Genomic DNA, 14,816 nt, shown 5'->3' with positions numbered 1-14,816 from the left:
TCACCTGGGTGGGAGAGGGTTTTTAATGTTTCAATTCCAGCGCAAAATCATAGTACTCATTTAAACACCAACTGCGGGTGTACTCGATGGGCCTTTCATCGCGGGTGAACCCGGTGCGGGTCACCAGCAGCAGCGGTTCCCCCACCTCCATCGCCAGATAGCGAGCGACGGATTTGTCGGCTATCTCGCCGCGAAAACGCTGAGTCGCACGCACAATGGGTTGACCGATGGAGTGCAGATAGTGGTACAACGACTCTTCAGGCAGGCCGCTCGCCGGCAAAATAGTGGCGGGAAGCACCGAATACTGTAAGGCAATGGCGATTTCGCCGGCTTTACGTAAGCGCACCAATTCGACCACATCCTGTTCATCACTCAGCTGTAACGCCTGCATTTCTTCTGCCGTTGGTCCGCGTCGCAGAAAGCCAATCAGTTCGCTTTGCGCCCTGAAACCTTGCGGCTCCACCATCTCGGTAAAACTTTCCAGCAGTGGCAACGCGGGTGCGAAGCGCGGCGCGATAAAGGTGCCGGAACCCCGATTGCGGTTGATGGTGCCATCCTGTTCGAGGTGTTGAAACGCACGGCGAGCCGTCCCCCGCGCAATGCCGAAGGCTTCCATCAGCGCTCTTTCCGAAGGTAACGCATCGCCCGAACGCCACTGCCCGGACTCCACGGCGGCCCTTATTTTTTTTGCCAGTTGCAGATAAATCGGCGTGCTGTCTGCCGAGTCCGGTTGAAGCAAGGCCAGTTTCTCATCCATACGTATCTTCCCCACGAAATGACCGTTAAGTGTACCACTTGTGCCAATGAAAACTAAGTGGTACATAATTGGTTTAGTGATCATAACCGGAAGCTTGCACGATGAAAAGATACCTCGACTGTACCGCCACCGATCTTGCCAATATCACCAAAGACAATTTGCTTTACGCCATTCGCGCCAGTGAAGGGCGGATCCTGGTCAGTGAAAGCATTGCCGTGACGCAGCCGCTGCTCAATAACGTCACCAATGCGGAGCTGGCGGCCAGCCAGGGCGCCGATATGCTGTTGCTGAACCTGTTTGACGTAAACCAGCCACGCATCGAAGGCTTGCCCGATGGAGTGCCGCCGCAAGAAGTATTGCGCGAGCTGCAGCGGCTGACCGGGCGGGTTATCGGGGTCAATCTGGAAGCGGTGGATCCGGCGTTCACCTCTACGCACAATGAGTTTTGGCAGATGACGGCGGGCCGCGCCGCGACCGCAGAGAACGCGCGCAAGCTTTATGAGCTCGGCGCCCGCATGGTGGTGTTGACCGGCAATCCCAATAATGGCGTCAGCAATCAGGCTATCGCCGCGGCGTTGAAGCAGATTCGCGATGACGTGGGGGACAAGCTGGTGCTGGTGACCGGTAAAATGCACGGCGCCGGCATTGTGCGTGAAAGCGGTAGCCAGTTGATCAATGAGCGGGACATCGCTCTGTTTGTCGAAAACGGCGCGGACATCGTCCTGCTGCCGGCGCCGGGCACCATTCCCGGCATGTCGCAGGAAAAGGTGGCGGCGTTGATTGCGTTTACCCAACAGCAGGGCGCGTTGGCCATGACGGCTATCGGGACGTCTCAGGAAGGCGCCGACGTACAAACCCTCCGCCAGATTGCCCTGATGAGCAAAATGGCCGGGGCCGATCTGCACCACATTGGCGATACCGGTTATCTGGGGCTGGCGCTGCCGGAAAACATCTTCGCCTACAGCGTGGCGATTCGCGGCGTGCGCCACACTTATACCCGCATGGCTCGCTCGGTTAACCGCTAGCCGGTAAAACGCGTCGGCTCTGCGCAGAGCCGCGTTTCGCTTATCAGCTTACGAAGTTAATCACTCACTACGTTGCCGACTTTTCATCGGCAACGGACAGTTTGCTTTGCGGGGAAAATCGCTGCTTGTGCACGACGATATAGATCAGCGTCAGCAGCGTCAGGGCGCTGAAAATCAGGAAACAATAAGGCGAGTTTTTGACCAGATAGATGCCAAGAAAGCCTCCCATGCCTTCGCCTATGCCCATGGCTACAGAGTTTATCGCCAATACGCTGACCAGAATATTTTTGGCCACATAGCCTGAAATGCAGCTTTGCAGGGTTGGGATCAGCAGCAATTCTCCCAGCGTCCAAATAAAAAGTGCGAGGTACAAGTCGGTTTGGCTAGCGGCGTAGTTCAGCCACAATGAACCTGCTGCATGCGCGACAAGGGAAAAACACAGGGTTTGAAAGGCGCTGACGTTATAGCGAGTGAACAGGGCCTGCAATCTCGGTGCGAGAACGATAGACAGCACCGCGTTAAAGGTCAGCAAATAACCGAACGGGCTGGTGGACCCTAAAAGGCTATTTACGTGTAAAGGTAAGGAGGTGAACAGTTGCGAATAAATCATCCAGCACAGGGCCGTCAGCAAAAAATAGTGGCGCAGGGTTTTATCGTGGATTTGATCGCGTAAGGCCTGTGTCCATTTTTTCTGCGCTTCCAGCGTTGGCCAAATATCGCGCGCCCACACAACCCACAGCGAGAAGCACAGCATCGTCAAAGAAGCGATAATGAAAGGCAACTTCGGGGACAGGTGATTGTACAGATAAATGGCAATTAACGGGGCCAGCATTGAGGCGAGGTTGGTGATGACCGATAACCTGACAAACACCGACGCTCGTTGATGGGCGTCTTCCGTTGCGCCGGCTACCGCACGGATCAGGATGCTGTTTGTTCCGTATGCAATGCCGAAAGCCCCGATAGAACACAGTAAAACGAGATAGTGTTGTGACAGGGCGATCATCATGCAACTGATGCTCATCACCAGAGCGGACAGCGACACGACATACGCCGGGGCAATCAAATCCAGAAAGGGTGAGATTAACAAGCGGGTCACTTTGGAGCCGATAGAGGACACCATGATGATACTTGCCGTTTCCAGGGACGAAAGCCCGAGGAATCTGTCCATATAGAACGCAAGTATCGACAGCGTCATAAAATAAGTGAAAGAAAACAAAAATGAATCGGCTGAAATCGTTGTCATGCCGTGCTTAAATGACGTCAAACTGGACATGTGCAGCCATCTCCATTGCGGTTTGTCTGGCGTGATTCCCCTTTTCCTGCGACACCACCACACAGCCGACACGTTTACCTGAATCCGTGCACGGCGGGATGATGTCGCCGGGTTTGACGGTCATCTCCGCCAATAAAATATCGTCGCTTTGCCGCACGTCCTCCAACCCGCCAATCGCGACTAATCGACCTTCCGGCGCGTCGAAATATTTCACCACCGCGGTGCAAAAATAGGCGATCTCCGGCGGGGATTTGGGCGGCGTTTGCGTTGACAGATATTGCTGGAATACCGCCGCATAGGTGGGAATGCGGGTTGCTGTTTCCGTTAACAGATGAATGTAATCTCCACCTGGCCGGCAATGCATTTCTCCAATAATGATGTGCTCGTCTGCCAGCCAAAACTCCAGGTGGAAGTGCCCAAAGGTGAGCCCCACACAGCGCAGGGCTTTTTCCGCACACTCATACACTCTATTTTGCGTGTCTGGCGGCAAGGCGGCAGGGAATACATGCATATCTTCAACAAAAGCCCCACCGGGCTTTAGCGATTTCTCGGTCACGCCCTGGAAAATGGCTTCGCCGTAATGGAAAAAGCCTTCCAGGCTGAATTCTGTGCCCTCGATAAACTGCTCAATGATAAAGCTCTGTTGCTGCGGTTCGGTAAGGCACGCATAGGCGGTATGCAGATCTTGCCGGGCGCTGTTCCTGATGCGGCTGACGCCCTGGCTGCCTGAAGCGTCGACCGGCTTGAGGATCCAGTCTTCGGCTGGGTGCGCATGCAGAAAGTGTTCTGCCTGCGCCAGGTTGCTGAAAAGGCATGATAAGGGTTGCGGCAAGCCCTGCCTGGCGAGCATCTGTCGGCACAGATATTTATTGCGAATCTGCTGCACTGCCGCCGTAGTATTGTTGGCAAAGCCAAATTTTTCGCAAAGGCGGGCGCAGGTCTCCACCGAATATTCCTCGAAGGTATAAATACCTATCACTGGAAACCTGGCGCAAATCTCCTCGAGCAGCGGCAGGCAATCTTCATATTGCTTCGATGCAATCGGGTAAACCGGTATTTGTTGCGGGGCTTTGATTGCCAGATTATTCAAATTCTCCGGGGTATCAATCAGAATGGTTTCCAGCCCGAGTTCATGAGCCTGAGCAATGGCGCGTGGCCCTTGGCGGTGCGAAGCGCAACCGAAAAGAATAAGGACGTTTTTCATTCCACGGTAAACCTTATTTGTCGGGCGGCCCATTCAAGGGTATCGGCAAGCTGTTGATAGTTTTCAGCCGTGCCGATAAGCACGCCAAGCCGGTAGGCGCTGTAATCTTCAGGGGGAAGCGCTACGCGATGCCCCGGAGAAAAGTGCAGATAGAGGTGCTGTATGCAAGGGTGAGCCAGCACCTTGGCGACATTATCCACGCCGATCAGCGTGCCGGGCCTTTCTGCGAACAAATAACGGACGCCAATATAATCTTGCGTGAGCCTCAGTGACGATGGGGGGATTCCCCGGCATATCTGGACGTAATTCTGCAAATGTTGCTGACGGCTGGCGTGCTGTAACAGGTGAGTAGAAATATACCCCCCCGCGGGTCTGGCCGCGCATTCGATAAACTTGAAGCCGTCGCGGGTATATTTTCCCTCCAGATGGAAGACGGTGTTATCGATGCCCAGCTCCCTGACAATGGTTTTGGCGCAGCGGGTGATTTCTTGCTGAATGTCATTGCTGAAATGGGAGGGGAATATATGCCGGTTTTCGACAAAGGTGTTTGCATCGGATTGATAATCAGTGATGCCAATCACCCTAATCTGGTTATCGGCGGCATAACCGTCGACGCTGAATTCCGGTCCTTCGACAAATTCCTCCAGAATGATTTTTCCGCCAAATGCGGTAAATACCGAGTCGAATTTGTCTGTGGCGATCTCGGCGAGCAGCGAGAGGGCTTGCTCTAGCGCGCTGTCGTCTTCTACCTTGAAAATTCCCTTGGAACCCGATCCGGATGCGGGTTTGACTATCACCGGGTAGCCAATTCGGGCTGCCGCCATTCGGGCATCGGCCATTGAGCTGACTTCGTGGAATGCGGGGATCATCGGGCCCAAATGTTTAAGCCGGTGTTTCATGGTGATTTTATCGCGACTATGGCGGACGGCCTGTTCGCTCATCCCGGCAAACCCCAGTTCGCGTGCGAGAAAATTCTTGAGCGGCACATCGGTTTCTGACCAACAGACAATGCCGTCAAAGGTATATTTCTGGTGCAGTTTGGCCGCCACCGCCAGGCAGGCCGCAAAATTATCCAGATCGACAATAACGGTTTCGATCGCCAGCTCGGCGGCATAGGAAGGGATCTGCTTGGCGATAAGCACAATGTCCAGGCCCAGAGAAAGGGCCGCGCGCATTTCGGCCAGCCTTTCGTGCGGGTTTTGTCTGCCGTTGATGTACAAAATACAGTTATTCATAGTGTTAGAGTCTCGTCCATTCCGTTACGGTCATATGCTGGCTGGAAGGTGATGCAAAGGCGTACCCAGGGCGACGGCAGAGAGGGTCATTGCCGCGCTGTCATAGATCATTACGCCGTTGGCCATGGTTCCCCGAGAGACTGTCGGCCCGGTTATCCACGTCGGTGAGTGGCCCAATTCATGGCGTTCAAAGCCGGTTTGCCAAACTTGCCCGGGCGTGAAAATTTTCATGCCGGGAATATGGTCGTTGCCGGAAAGGCCATGCAGACATTGATGGCGGCCCATAGTGGCAAAATGGTCGGCAAGATGATGGTGATGGCTGACTTCGAAGGTACATGAACCCGTAATGTCCGGATCGGCATAATGGGACAACAGGACATTATGGGTGGCAAAAGGCTTAACGATGATTTCCGGCAATGAGTGGAGATAGCAGAGACTGTTATCGTTCAGCAGGGAAGGCAGCTCATGATCCTCATAAAGAAAGACCTTGCCGTCAGCCAGACGTTTACGTTCTGCAAAACTGCGGCGGTACCAATCTTCAGGATAGGAAAATCCTGCCGCATGAGACGGGAGTTTGCGAATGGCGAACAGATCGTGATTGCCGATAACCACCTCGCTGCAATGGCGCTGCACCAGATCCAGGCAGCGGTTGGCATCGCGGGTTGCCAGGTAACCATAAAAAGGAACCGAGTAACCGACGATGTCGCCGAGGCAAATGACTTCGTCAGCCCCCAAACTTTCCAGTAAATTCAAGGATTCTTCCAGTCTGACGACGTCTTCGTGGATGTCTGAGATAACGCCAATTTTCATAACCTTTGCACGCCTTTATATTTGTCTTATTCGTATAAACGATGGGTTATTTTTTTATTAATCAATGCGGCCGGCTTGTCCTGCAGCAGATGTTGTTCATGCTCATGCAGGTACTGTTCGATGCGTAAATGGATGTGGCGGCTGCCGTAGTGACTGAGTTCGAAGGCCCTTGCCACCTCGGCAATAACATCGATGGAAATCCCATTATTGAGCCGCAGGCGGTTTAGCCCCTGAAGATAGCGGCGCAGCACCCGCCCACGGTTATCGGCGATCGGCTTGATGTCGAGCGACATGATGGCCACGCTGGCCACCACGGCGTCGATGATGTACAGGATGTCTGAGGTGAAGTCGGCAAAATGGCCGGCAGCCTCCAGGGCAAAGATTGAACTGTCCAACCCGTGAATGCGTGTCACTATGGTTTCGAGGCCGAAAGCCGCTTCGATCGCCAGCGGCGCATCCCGGTTTTCAATCACGATCAGATTGCCGATATCCATAAATGTCACTCCATCGCAGCTCACCGACAGATTGCAGTTACGGCCGCTGACGCCCTCGATGCCAAATTTATGGCGGTAATAAGAGGGCGCTTGAGTATCAAACCGAAGAAATTGCGTCATGCCCTGCTGTTGGAGTATTTCTACGAGATCACGGTCTTGGCTTGAAATATTAATCCGGAAGACGTCCGGTGATTTTAGCCCCAGCAGTTCAATGAACCGGCAAGTGGCCTGGGTGATACGCCGGCGTTCCTCATAGGGGCTGATTGCACCCACGCTGCAAAAAAAAGACGACCATTTTGGGTAGCTGTTTTCTTGCTGCATGGCGTGATTATTTTGAGTGCGCAGGCAGTCTTGCACGGTGAAAAAAGCCTGTAATTTTTTCTCCGCCTCGATCAGATAAGGCTTAAAGGTACTGATGGTGGAGCCGGTAAACAGCGTAGACTTGTCATAAGCCGGGATCAGCGTTTCAGGCTGGTGAAAGCTAAATCCGCTGGCTTCGAATGCCTGAGAAAACGCGTCTTTAGCTCGTTGTTTCTCCGCCAAAATGAGGCGCAGTGTGGCTTTGCTCACTGGCTGGGCAGCGGTGTTCATCATAGGGTTTCTGCCAGTGAAGTTATTTTTGACACCTGCGGGTTGTTGTAAGCGGAGTAGCCGCCGTGATAGAGGCCAACGCTACCCTGGTTAACCCAGAAAGATATTTGCCCTACGCGCATACCGGGGTAGAGGCGAAAAGGTTTTGCCGCCACCAATTCCAATGTCCATTGATGGCATGCGCCGGTATGACCTAAATTGGCCGACACCTGCAAATAAAGGCCCAGGCGCCCCAGGGAGCTTCGGCCTATCAATGACATGGCAAAAACGCTGCTGCCCAGGATTTCCATGGTATGGCCCAGGTAGGTCGTTCCCGCCTCCATGACAAAACCTTCAGCGGGGAGATCGATAAAATCAAAGGTGACTTTCTCGCCTTCGACGCTTGGGATCCCCAGTCTGGGCCCCAAGCGATAATTGTAACTGTTGGGGTTGAGTTGCGACTCGTTAAAAGGAATGATGGTAATATCGTTACAGGCCGTTCTCTTTTTTATTTCGCTGCCGGTAAGAATCATGACATTTTCCGTTATATTTTCTATCTTGAGCGTGACTATTTAAAATCCACATAAGCCATCGAAACCCGTGGCCCATCGGAACCCTGATATTTGCCATCATAAGGAACGATATCGCCTAGCGGTTTCCAGAAGGTGACCTGCCCGATTTTCATTCCCGGAAACAGCCTGATAGGCAGTGTGCTGTGCAATTGAAAAGTGACGCAACCAAATGAACCAATATCAATCAAGTCGGCTGTTACATGAACGAATAACCCCAGTCGCGCGATGCTTGATTTGGCATGAATGATAGGAACATATTTGTTGCTGCCAATTTTCTCAACGCTGTGGGCCAATAAAAAATCGCCTTTACCCAGTGTTATTCCTTCCGGGCCGCAATCAATGACCTCATGACGATTATTCTTTTTTGGATCAATAATCTCTTCGTTATAGCGAATGAATGTATTACCCAGCGTTAAATCATAAGAGTTGGTTGTAATGCTTCCTTCAGTAAACGGAGAAATAACGATATCCCCCGTTTTGACGCAGGCTTCAATGGATTTTCCGGTCAAAATCATTTTTTAATACCCCGAGCACCCTAGGGACAAGGCAGTTTGCCCTTGGCGACAAACTGCCTGGATACGCAGTATTTTCAGCGGCGCACGCAGATAGCGACGTATTCAGAACCAAAGTATTCGTTTGGGTCCGAGGCCCCTGGGGCATCCGTTACCCATGATGGATGCTCATAAAGGTAAATCTCTTCTATGCGGAAGAAGGGTTCCAGCAGCGCTGCGGTATTGGCGGCATTGAGGAAGGTGTGGATGAGCCCCTTTTCGGGACCGGATTCAGGAATGTAAGAAACATCCTCTTCCACTTCCGTGCCCTTTTTCCAGTCTGACGCCCGCTCTGAAGAGAAGGTGACAAAGAACAAACCGCCTTTTTTGGTGGTGCGAGCGACTTCAAAGATGGTTTTCTTCACGTCCTGCAATGAAGCATGATTGATCACTGCGCGCGAAATAGTAATATCGAAGGTGTCATTTTCGAACGGCAATTCAGTCATTGGGCAGAGAACCAACTCTGCTTTTTGATGCCGTCTTACCAGCTCGGCTTGAGTGAAAGCAATGGCATTTTCAGACAGGTCACTGCCGGTGACGTCAAAACCGCGCTCATTGAAGTAAAATAAATGGCGCCCCCCGCCACAGCCTAGATCGTGGAGTTTATTTCCAGGGAGAGAGAAGCGTTGGCGTAATGCCAGAGAAGGGTTAACAATATATTTATGGTAGAAGTCTATCACTTCGTCGGCGGGGTTCATTAAAATCCATTTTGGCGATTCAAATAAACCGTGCCATGCATTGTTCTTAATTATCGTGGCAAGATCGTGGTTGTAGGCTATCTCACCGGCCAGTTCTTCCTGACTCCAGATGGGGTTTGTTATAGGCACGTTAATTCCTTTAGATATGTTGTGTTTTATTTTATTGAATGTAAAAACCCGGCCAAAACAACCAGGCTGGGCTTATTTAACATTGTATTTTTTGTTCATTTTAGAAATGGTGTTTAGATAGTCAATGATATTTTTTTTTACAATTTTAGCGAGAATAAGAATAATCAGTAAAAAGATCGGCGCGGAGAATGGCATTATTTATGTTTGTTATATTTTACAATATGTTATGCCTAATTATTAACAAAGCAAACGATTGCTTAAGTATTTATTGCAGAATTTCATCACATGGATGCATTTTCGCATGTGTCAATCCGGGTTCTGGTGGTCTAGCGGGTCTTAACGGCCTGACTGTGGTGGGGGTAAGGGCAGCGTCCTCTCGGCGGTCTTCAGCGGCCACGATAAATCTAACGGCATAATGTTTCATCCGGATGACAGTGCGTGGAAAGCCGTGGGTGAGACCTCCGTAGGGAAGGGGGCGAGTCGGCCAGTCGCAGCAAGTGGCGCTGTCGATCACCGAGGACGATCTCCAGTTTTATAACGCCAGCCTGAAAGGAAGGGGCGGCTACGCTAATCACAAATATTCAAAGCGCGCGGTAAAGAAGCGCAGTTGTTTAGGCTCGTAAATAAAACGCAGTCCACGGATATTTTCCCGCCGGTTAAACAGTTCGATGATGCCATCGGCCACCCTGTCCATATGTGCGTAAGTATATACGCGGCGCGGTATCGTCAGACGTACCGTCTCAAGTTTGGGATGGTAGTTTTCACCGGTCTCCTTATTGCGCCCCGAGGAGACAATACCGCGTTCCATGGCGCGTACTCCAGTCTCTACGTAAATGCTGGCGGCGAGGCTTTGTGCCGGCAATTGCTCCTGTTGCAGATGTGGGCAAAACCGTCGGGCATCCAGGAAAACGGCATGTCCACCCACGGGTTCAACAATGGGAATGCCGGCGGCTTTCAATTTATCGCCTAAATAACGCACTTGCTTGACGCGATGCTCAATATATTCAAACTGCATCGCCTCACGCAGACCTATGGCCATCGCTTCCATATCGCGCCCTGCCAGGCCGCCATAGGACGGCATGCCTTCATAGACGACAACCAGCTCCCGTACGGCGCCAAAAAGCTTCTCATCATTCATGCACAGAAAACCACCGATATTCACCAGGCAATCTTTTTTCCCGCTCATGGTGCAGCCGTCGGCATAGCTAAACATTTCATGAAAAATATCGGAAATCGGGGTATTTTCGTAACCGGCTTCTCTTTCTCTGATGAAGTAAGCGTTTTCAACGCAGCGGGTCGCATCGTAATAGACTTTGATGCCATGCCGTTGGGTCAGTGCGCGGACGGCGCGCATGTTACTCATCGAGACCGGTTGACCTCCGGCCATATTGACGGTGACCGCCAGGCAAACATAAGCGATGTTATTCGCCCCTTTATCCTCGATCAGCGTCTCTAGCTTGCTCAGGTCAATATCACCTTTAAACGGCAGAATGGCGCTGGCGTCATGAGCTTCGTCTCTGATGACGTCAACGAAAACCGCGCCATTTTTTTCCTGATGATAGCGGGTTGTGGTGAAGTACATATTGCCGGCGACAAACTGCCCGGGGGTAATCGCTACCTGAGAGAGCAGGTTTTCTGCGCCACGCCCCTGATGAGTGGGGACCAGATACCGGAAACCAAATAATTCTTGTACGGTACTTTCAAGATGAAAGAAATTTTCACTGCCGGCATAGGCTTCATCACCCAACATTATACCGGCCCATTGTTTGTCGCTCATGGCGTTAGTGCCGCTGTCTGTCAGCAGATCAATATAAACATCCCGTGAATTCAATAGAAATGTATTATAGCCTGCAGATATTATTTTTTTTACTCTTTCCTCTTTGGAAAGCAGTGTCAGGGTTTCAACGCTTTTAATGCGAAAAGGTTCAGCTGGGTAGGACATGATGTTCACCTTGTTAATAATACTGACGGATGTTATTAAATTCTCAAACACATTTTTAATATAAATGTTTAATGGGTTTTTTACTGTTATTGAAAGTGGTTTTTTATATTTTTTGCGCGGTGACGATACTGAAATACCCAAGGGAGGGAAATATTTCAATTTCTTTGAATCCTGCCTGGGATAACATAGCGCCAATTTCCTTCCCGGAATATTGTTGGCCTTCAGTCCAACCTAACATCATCAGACTATAGGCCGCGGCGGCTAGCGGACCTGGCTCATTGTCGTTATACAGTACTTCATGAATAACGATTCTTCCCCCTTTCGGCAGTGCGGCGAAGCTTTTTTGCGCCAGAAACTGGTTTTTTTCCGCTGGCCAATCGTGAAAAATGTTGGAGTAGAAATGCAGGTCTGCATTGGGGTAATCATGTTGCCACATATTGCCGCAATGGGTGTCGATCCGATCGCTCAAGCCATATTTCTGAATATAATCAACCGAAAGAGGGCAAATTTCCGGGAGATCAAAAATAATGCATTTAAGATTAGGCCAGTTTGCCGCCATGCTGATAGCGTGTGCGCCCGAAGCGCCGCCGATGTCGAGTGCCACGCTGTATTGAGCCAGAGAAAGCGCGGTAGGCCAAACGCTGGCTGACCCCATGCTCAGACTGTGCATCGCGTGGGTGAATTTTTCCGCCTTTTCGGTATTAAGAGTGTGAGTATCAAAAAGTTCCTGTCCTTCGTAGACTTGAGCCGTATTCTTTTTGATGGCGGCTTCCAGGTTCTTTAACGAGAAGTTTTCACTGTTTTCGTACATCATATCCCAGAAATAGCCAAAATAGTTGGGGCTTCCCTTTAACAGAAATTCTTTCGTTTCTGCAGTGAGGCTAAAGAGCCCGGCTTCGTAATCGACCAGGCTCAAGGCCCGTAACGTAGCCATAATGGCTTCCACTGGACGTTTTTTAAGGTGCGTTTCAGTGCCGATATCCTCTATGCTACAAGGGCTGAGGGAAATAAATTCAAATATGCCTAATCGGTGGGCAATGATAATTGCGGGATATGCGTATAAATTCATGGTGATATCGAGAATGCTTTGGTCATTGCAGCTGGGTGGTTTTACCAATAGATTCATATGTAATTACCTGCAAATGATTTGTAGACTGGATTTTAAAAGATTATGTCACTAGTTTGAGTTTTGCAAAAAAATAAGTCTCATTAATTAGGTGTTAATGTTTGTTACTACCTGTTAAATTGAAATTTAAACTTATTTTTATCCGGTGAGTTGTTCGGGCGAAATTGTCACTTTATAAAATCATTGCTATTCCATAGGTTATAACCTGTTATCCTGCGGATAATAGGGTACAAGAAACAAGATGTTAAAACTTTTAGCATTGATGAGGCTGATAATTTGAGTGGCAGGTATCGTGTCTGGAAAATGAATAGTTTCTGAAGCCATCTTTTTTGACGGTATATTTTCTCTGTTCGCTACGCTGACCCTACTGCTGATGACATTAACTCTGTAACGCGACTGTCAGCATGATGGCGCATTAGCATTGTAGAAATCAATATCCTGATGGGGGAGGATTAAATTGGAGGCGCTGGACAGGATGCGTGAAGAGATCCCGTTGGGCCTGAGGATTTGTGGTTGACCCTTTCCTTAGCATCCGCGATTGAAAAGGGCTTAACTGAGGCGGAATTCCGGGCCATTTGGCCCGGTAGAACGCTATCAAAACCGAGAGGCGGTATTTTCGGCCAGGAAAGCCAACAGTACTTGGGTTACCGCTTCCGGGTTTTCCTGATTGCTGATATGGCCGGCTTCAGGGATCAGCACATGTTTGCAACCGAGGATATCCGCCATTTGCTGGCCTTCTGCCGGCGGGCGCGGTTTATCCTGCTCGCCGGTGATCACCAGGGTCGCTGAGGTAATTTTTTCCAGCAGCGCCAGTTTATCGGGACGGCCGAAGATCATTTTGCCCAGCGGCACTATGCTGCTGCGCAGCAGGTTGGCGGGAAGGCTTTGCAAATGCGCAATCAATGGTTGCAACAGCGACTCGGGGACATTGTCGGAGTAAAACTGTGCGGCGATGTATTCCAGTAACGGCGAGGTGATGACGCCGGCCTGATTGACGGCGGCCAGCATGCCGAAATAACGCTGGCGCTCCTCGGGGGTTTCGTCGCCCAGATAACTGTCTATCAGCGCCAGCACTTTAACCCGTTCGGGCACCATTGCCGCCAACTCAGCGCCCCACATGCCGCCGACGGACAACCCGACGATGCCGAACTCTTTGATGCCGAGCTGATCCATCAGCGTCAGATGGTCGGCGGCGATGTCCGACAGGCTGGCGTGCGAAGCCGGCAGCTGCGGCGATTCGCCGTGCCCCCAGAGATCCGGAACGATAACGCGATAATGTTTGGCCAACGCATCGAGCTGCGGCTCCCACATATGCCGATCGAACAGGTAGCTGTGGCCAAGTAATAATGGGAAACCTGAACCGACATCCAGGTAATGAAACTGCTTATCCGTAGCTTGCATGTTATAGCGTTCCTTGTTAAACGGGATATATGGGCCTGTTTATATCATGCCGATATTCCAAATCGGCATTAATTTACCTTAAATTACCTGCGTTCAACCTTATTTTTAATTATTTATCGTTCGGAAAGCGAAGGGAGATCCCGCAGGCGGCATAATATCCTGGCCGTTTATCGCCGGCTGATTTATGCTGGCCGCCTCTGGTGAAGGAAATATTGAACATGGAGTGGTGATGAAAAGGTTTCTAAAGCTATTAATTATCTTGCTTGTTATTTTGATCTTGGCAGTGGTGTTATGGTTTTTCTTCGGGCGCGGCAACCAGGATGCGTTGTGGCAGATTGTCAGCCAACAGTGCGTGCCCAATCAGCAAGAGAATAATGATCCGTATCCTTGCTTACGTGTTGATTTAGATGAAGGTTATGTGCTGTTCAAAGACAACAAAGGTCCTTATCACGATCTGGCGATGCCAACCGAAAAGGTCAGCGGTATTGAGAGCCCAGAGCTGCAAACGGAACAAGCGCCGCCTTATTTTTCCCAGGCATGGGGAAATCGCAGCCATATATCCACAGAGATGGGAAAACCTCTAAAAGACGCCTGGTTATCGTTGGCGATAAATTCAAAATATGGCCGCTCCCAAAATCAATTGCACATTCATATCGCCTGTCTGCGTCAGGATGTATATGCCCAGCTTGAGCAACAAGCGAAAGAAATAGATCAACGCTGGCAGCCGCTGGCGGAAAAATTGGTCGGCCATCAATATTTGGCCAGAAAATTGGTCGGCGTTGATTTAACCAAAGAAGACCCTTTCAGGCTGCTGCAACAATATGTGGTGGAGCAGGGCGACAATATAGCCAATTATGGGCTGGCGCTGGCGGTGACTCCTGAAGGTGAGATGATTTTGCTGGCCAACCGTTTAAAATTGACCGACCTGAATCTGGGCTCCGCCGGAGAGATCCAGGATTACCAGTGCGCGGTTGCCGGTAATGGGTTGTAAAACCCCAATTGTTAGCCTGCCAACTTATTAAGCTGGCA

14 protein-coding genes are annotated in these 14,816 nt (G+C 50.6%); 2 read left to right on the top strand and 12 right to left on the bottom strand.

The genetic code is table 11. From position 1 onward, the window contains the following. Positions 1-22 precede the first annotated feature (22 nt). A complete protein-coding gene (locus tag SPL01S_RS17725) occupies positions 23-757 on the bottom strand; it encodes a GntR family transcriptional regulator (RefSeq protein WP_063201740.1) in 735 nt (244 codons plus the stop codon). Between the two features lie 101 nt (positions 758-858). Here SPL01S_RS17725 and SPL01S_RS17720 point away from each other — a divergent pair, with 101 nt between their 5' ends. Then, entirely contained in the window at positions 859-1,782 is a 924-nt protein-coding gene (locus tag SPL01S_RS17720) for a DUF7916 family protein (protein ID WP_063201737.1), read from the top strand. A gap of 67 nt (positions 1,783-1,849) precedes the next feature. Here the strand turns inward: SPL01S_RS17720 and SPL01S_RS17715 are convergent, their stop codons facing one another. From SPL01S_RS17715 to SPL01S_RS17665, 11 genes are all read right to left on the bottom strand, one after another. Further along, entirely contained in the window at positions 1,850-3,055 is a 1,206-nt protein-coding gene (locus SPL01S_RS17715) for an MFS transporter (RefSeq protein WP_063201734.1), read from the bottom strand. Beyond that, on the bottom strand, positions 3,033-4,259 hold the full coding sequence (locus SPL01S_RS17710) for an ATP-grasp domain-containing protein (RefSeq protein WP_063201731.1): 1,227 nt from the start codon (positions 4,257-4,259) through the stop codon (positions 3,033-3,035). The genes SPL01S_RS17715 and SPL01S_RS17710 overlap by 23 nt, the downstream gene beginning before the upstream one ends. After that, entirely contained in the window at positions 4,256-5,494 is a 1,239-nt protein-coding gene (locus SPL01S_RS17705; protein ID WP_063201728.1) for an ATP-grasp domain-containing protein, read from the bottom strand. The genes SPL01S_RS17710 and SPL01S_RS17705 overlap by 4 nt, the downstream gene beginning before the upstream one ends. Positions 5,495-5,524: 30 nt before the next feature. Further along, positions 5,525-6,304, bottom strand: coding sequence for a metallophosphoesterase family protein (locus SPL01S_RS17700; protein ID WP_062870018.1), 780 nt, complete (start codon positions 6,302-6,304; stop codon positions 5,525-5,527). 26 nt (positions 6,305-6,330) lie between these two features. Continuing rightward, entirely contained in the window at positions 6,331-7,392 is a 1,062-nt protein-coding gene (locus SPL01S_RS17695) for a hypothetical protein (RefSeq protein WP_063201725.1), read from the bottom strand. Beyond that, positions 7,389-7,901 (bottom strand): dCTP deaminase, encoded by a 513-nt coding sequence (locus SPL01S_RS17690; RefSeq protein WP_062870020.1) that lies wholly within the window; start codon positions 7,899-7,901, stop codon positions 7,389-7,391. The genes SPL01S_RS17695 and SPL01S_RS17690 overlap by 4 nt, the downstream gene beginning before the upstream one ends. A gap of 35 nt (positions 7,902-7,936) precedes the next feature. Next, positions 7,937-8,455 carry a dCTP deaminase gene (gene dcd / locus SPL01S_RS17685; protein WP_062870021.1) on the bottom strand — a complete coding sequence of 173 codons (519 nt, stop codon included), beginning with the start codon at positions 8,453-8,455 and terminating at the stop codon, positions 7,937-7,939. 74 nt (positions 8,456-8,529) lie between these two features. After that, positions 8,530-9,318, bottom strand: coding sequence for a class I SAM-dependent methyltransferase (locus SPL01S_RS17680; RefSeq protein WP_062870022.1), 789 nt, complete (start codon positions 9,316-9,318; stop codon positions 8,530-8,532). A gap of 571 nt (positions 9,319-9,889) precedes the next feature. Then, the gene (locus tag SPL01S_RS17675; RefSeq protein ID WP_063201722.1) at positions 9,890-11,260 is read right to left on the bottom strand and encodes a tyrosine phenol-lyase; all 1,371 of its coding nucleotides are present in this window, start codon (positions 11,258-11,260) and stop codon (positions 9,890-9,892) included. A gap of 103 nt (positions 11,261-11,363) precedes the next feature. Then, positions 11,364-12,386 carry a methyltransferase gene (locus SPL01S_RS17670; RefSeq protein ID WP_063201719.1) on the bottom strand — a complete coding sequence of 341 codons (1,023 nt, stop codon included), beginning with the start codon at positions 12,384-12,386 and terminating at the stop codon, positions 11,364-11,366. Positions 12,387-12,980: 594 nt separating this feature from the next. After that, on the bottom strand, positions 12,981-13,787 hold the full coding sequence (locus SPL01S_RS17665) for an alpha/beta fold hydrolase (RefSeq protein ID WP_063201715.1): 807 nt from the start codon (positions 13,785-13,787) through the stop codon (positions 12,981-12,983). Between the two features lie 229 nt (positions 13,788-14,016). Between SPL01S_RS17665 and SPL01S_RS17660 the strand changes: the two genes are divergently transcribed. Then, complete coding sequence (locus SPL01S_RS17660; protein WP_063201712.1) at positions 14,017-14,778, top strand: CDP-diacylglycerol diphosphatase; 762 nt, start codon at positions 14,017-14,019, stop codon at positions 14,776-14,778. The last annotated feature ends 38 nt before the right edge of the window (positions 14,779-14,816 follow it).

Source organism: Serratia plymuthica NBRC 102599 (genome assembly GCF_001590925.1).
Lineage (GTDB): Bacteria > Pseudomonadota > Gammaproteobacteria > Enterobacterales > Enterobacteriaceae > Serratia > Serratia plymuthica.
The sequence above is the reverse complement of the archived record's forward strand: the minus strand, read 5'-3'. Positions and strand labels throughout refer to the sequence as shown.

What these genes read in the sequence shown, in the direction of transcription:
- SPL01S_RS17725 (WP_063201740.1), bottom strand. Translation starts at nt 757, where the DNA reads ATGGATGAGAAACTGGCCTTGCTTCAACCGGACTCGGCAGACAGCACG.
- SPL01S_RS17720 (WP_063201737.1), top strand. Translation starts at nt 859, where the DNA reads ATGAAAAGATACCTCGACTGTACCGCCACCGATCTTGCCAATATCACC.
- SPL01S_RS17715 (WP_063201734.1), bottom strand. Translation starts at nt 3,055, where the DNA reads ATGTCCAGTTTGACGTCATTTAAGCACGGCATGACAACGATTTCAGCC.
- SPL01S_RS17710 (WP_063201731.1), bottom strand. Translation starts at nt 4,259, where the DNA reads ATGAAAAACGTCCTTATTCTTTTCGGTTGCGCTTCGCACCGCCAAGGG.
- SPL01S_RS17705 (WP_063201728.1), bottom strand. Translation starts at nt 5,494, where the DNA reads ATGAATAACTGTATTTTGTACATCAACGGCAGACAAAACCCGCACGAA.
- SPL01S_RS17700 (WP_062870018.1), bottom strand. Translation starts at nt 6,304, where the DNA reads ATGAAAATTGGCGTTATCTCAGACATCCACGAAGACGTCGTCAGACTG.
- SPL01S_RS17695 (WP_063201725.1), bottom strand. Translation starts at nt 7,392, where the DNA reads ATGATGAACACCGCTGCCCAGCCAGTGAGCAAAGCCACACTGCGCCTC.
- SPL01S_RS17690 (WP_062870020.1), bottom strand. Translation starts at nt 7,901, where the DNA reads ATGATTCTTACCGGCAGCGAAATAAAAAAGAGAACGGCCTGTAACGAT.
- dcd (WP_062870021.1), bottom strand. Translation starts at nt 8,455, where the DNA reads ATGATTTTGACCGGAAAATCCATTGAAGCCTGCGTCAAAACGGGGGAT.
- SPL01S_RS17675 (WP_063201722.1), bottom strand. Translation starts at nt 11,260, where the DNA reads ATGTCCTACCCAGCTGAACCTTTTCGCATTAAAAGCGTTGAAACCCTG.
- SPL01S_RS17670 (WP_063201719.1), bottom strand. Translation starts at nt 12,386, where the DNA reads ATGAATCTATTGGTAAAACCACCCAGCTGCAATGACCAAAGCATTCTC.
- SPL01S_RS17665 (WP_063201715.1), bottom strand. Translation starts at nt 13,787, where the DNA reads ATGCAAGCTACGGATAAGCAGTTTCATTACCTGGATGTCGGTTCAGGT.
- SPL01S_RS17660 (WP_063201712.1), top strand. Translation starts at nt 14,017, where the DNA reads ATGAAAAGGTTTCTAAAGCTATTAATTATCTTGCTTGTTATTTTGATC.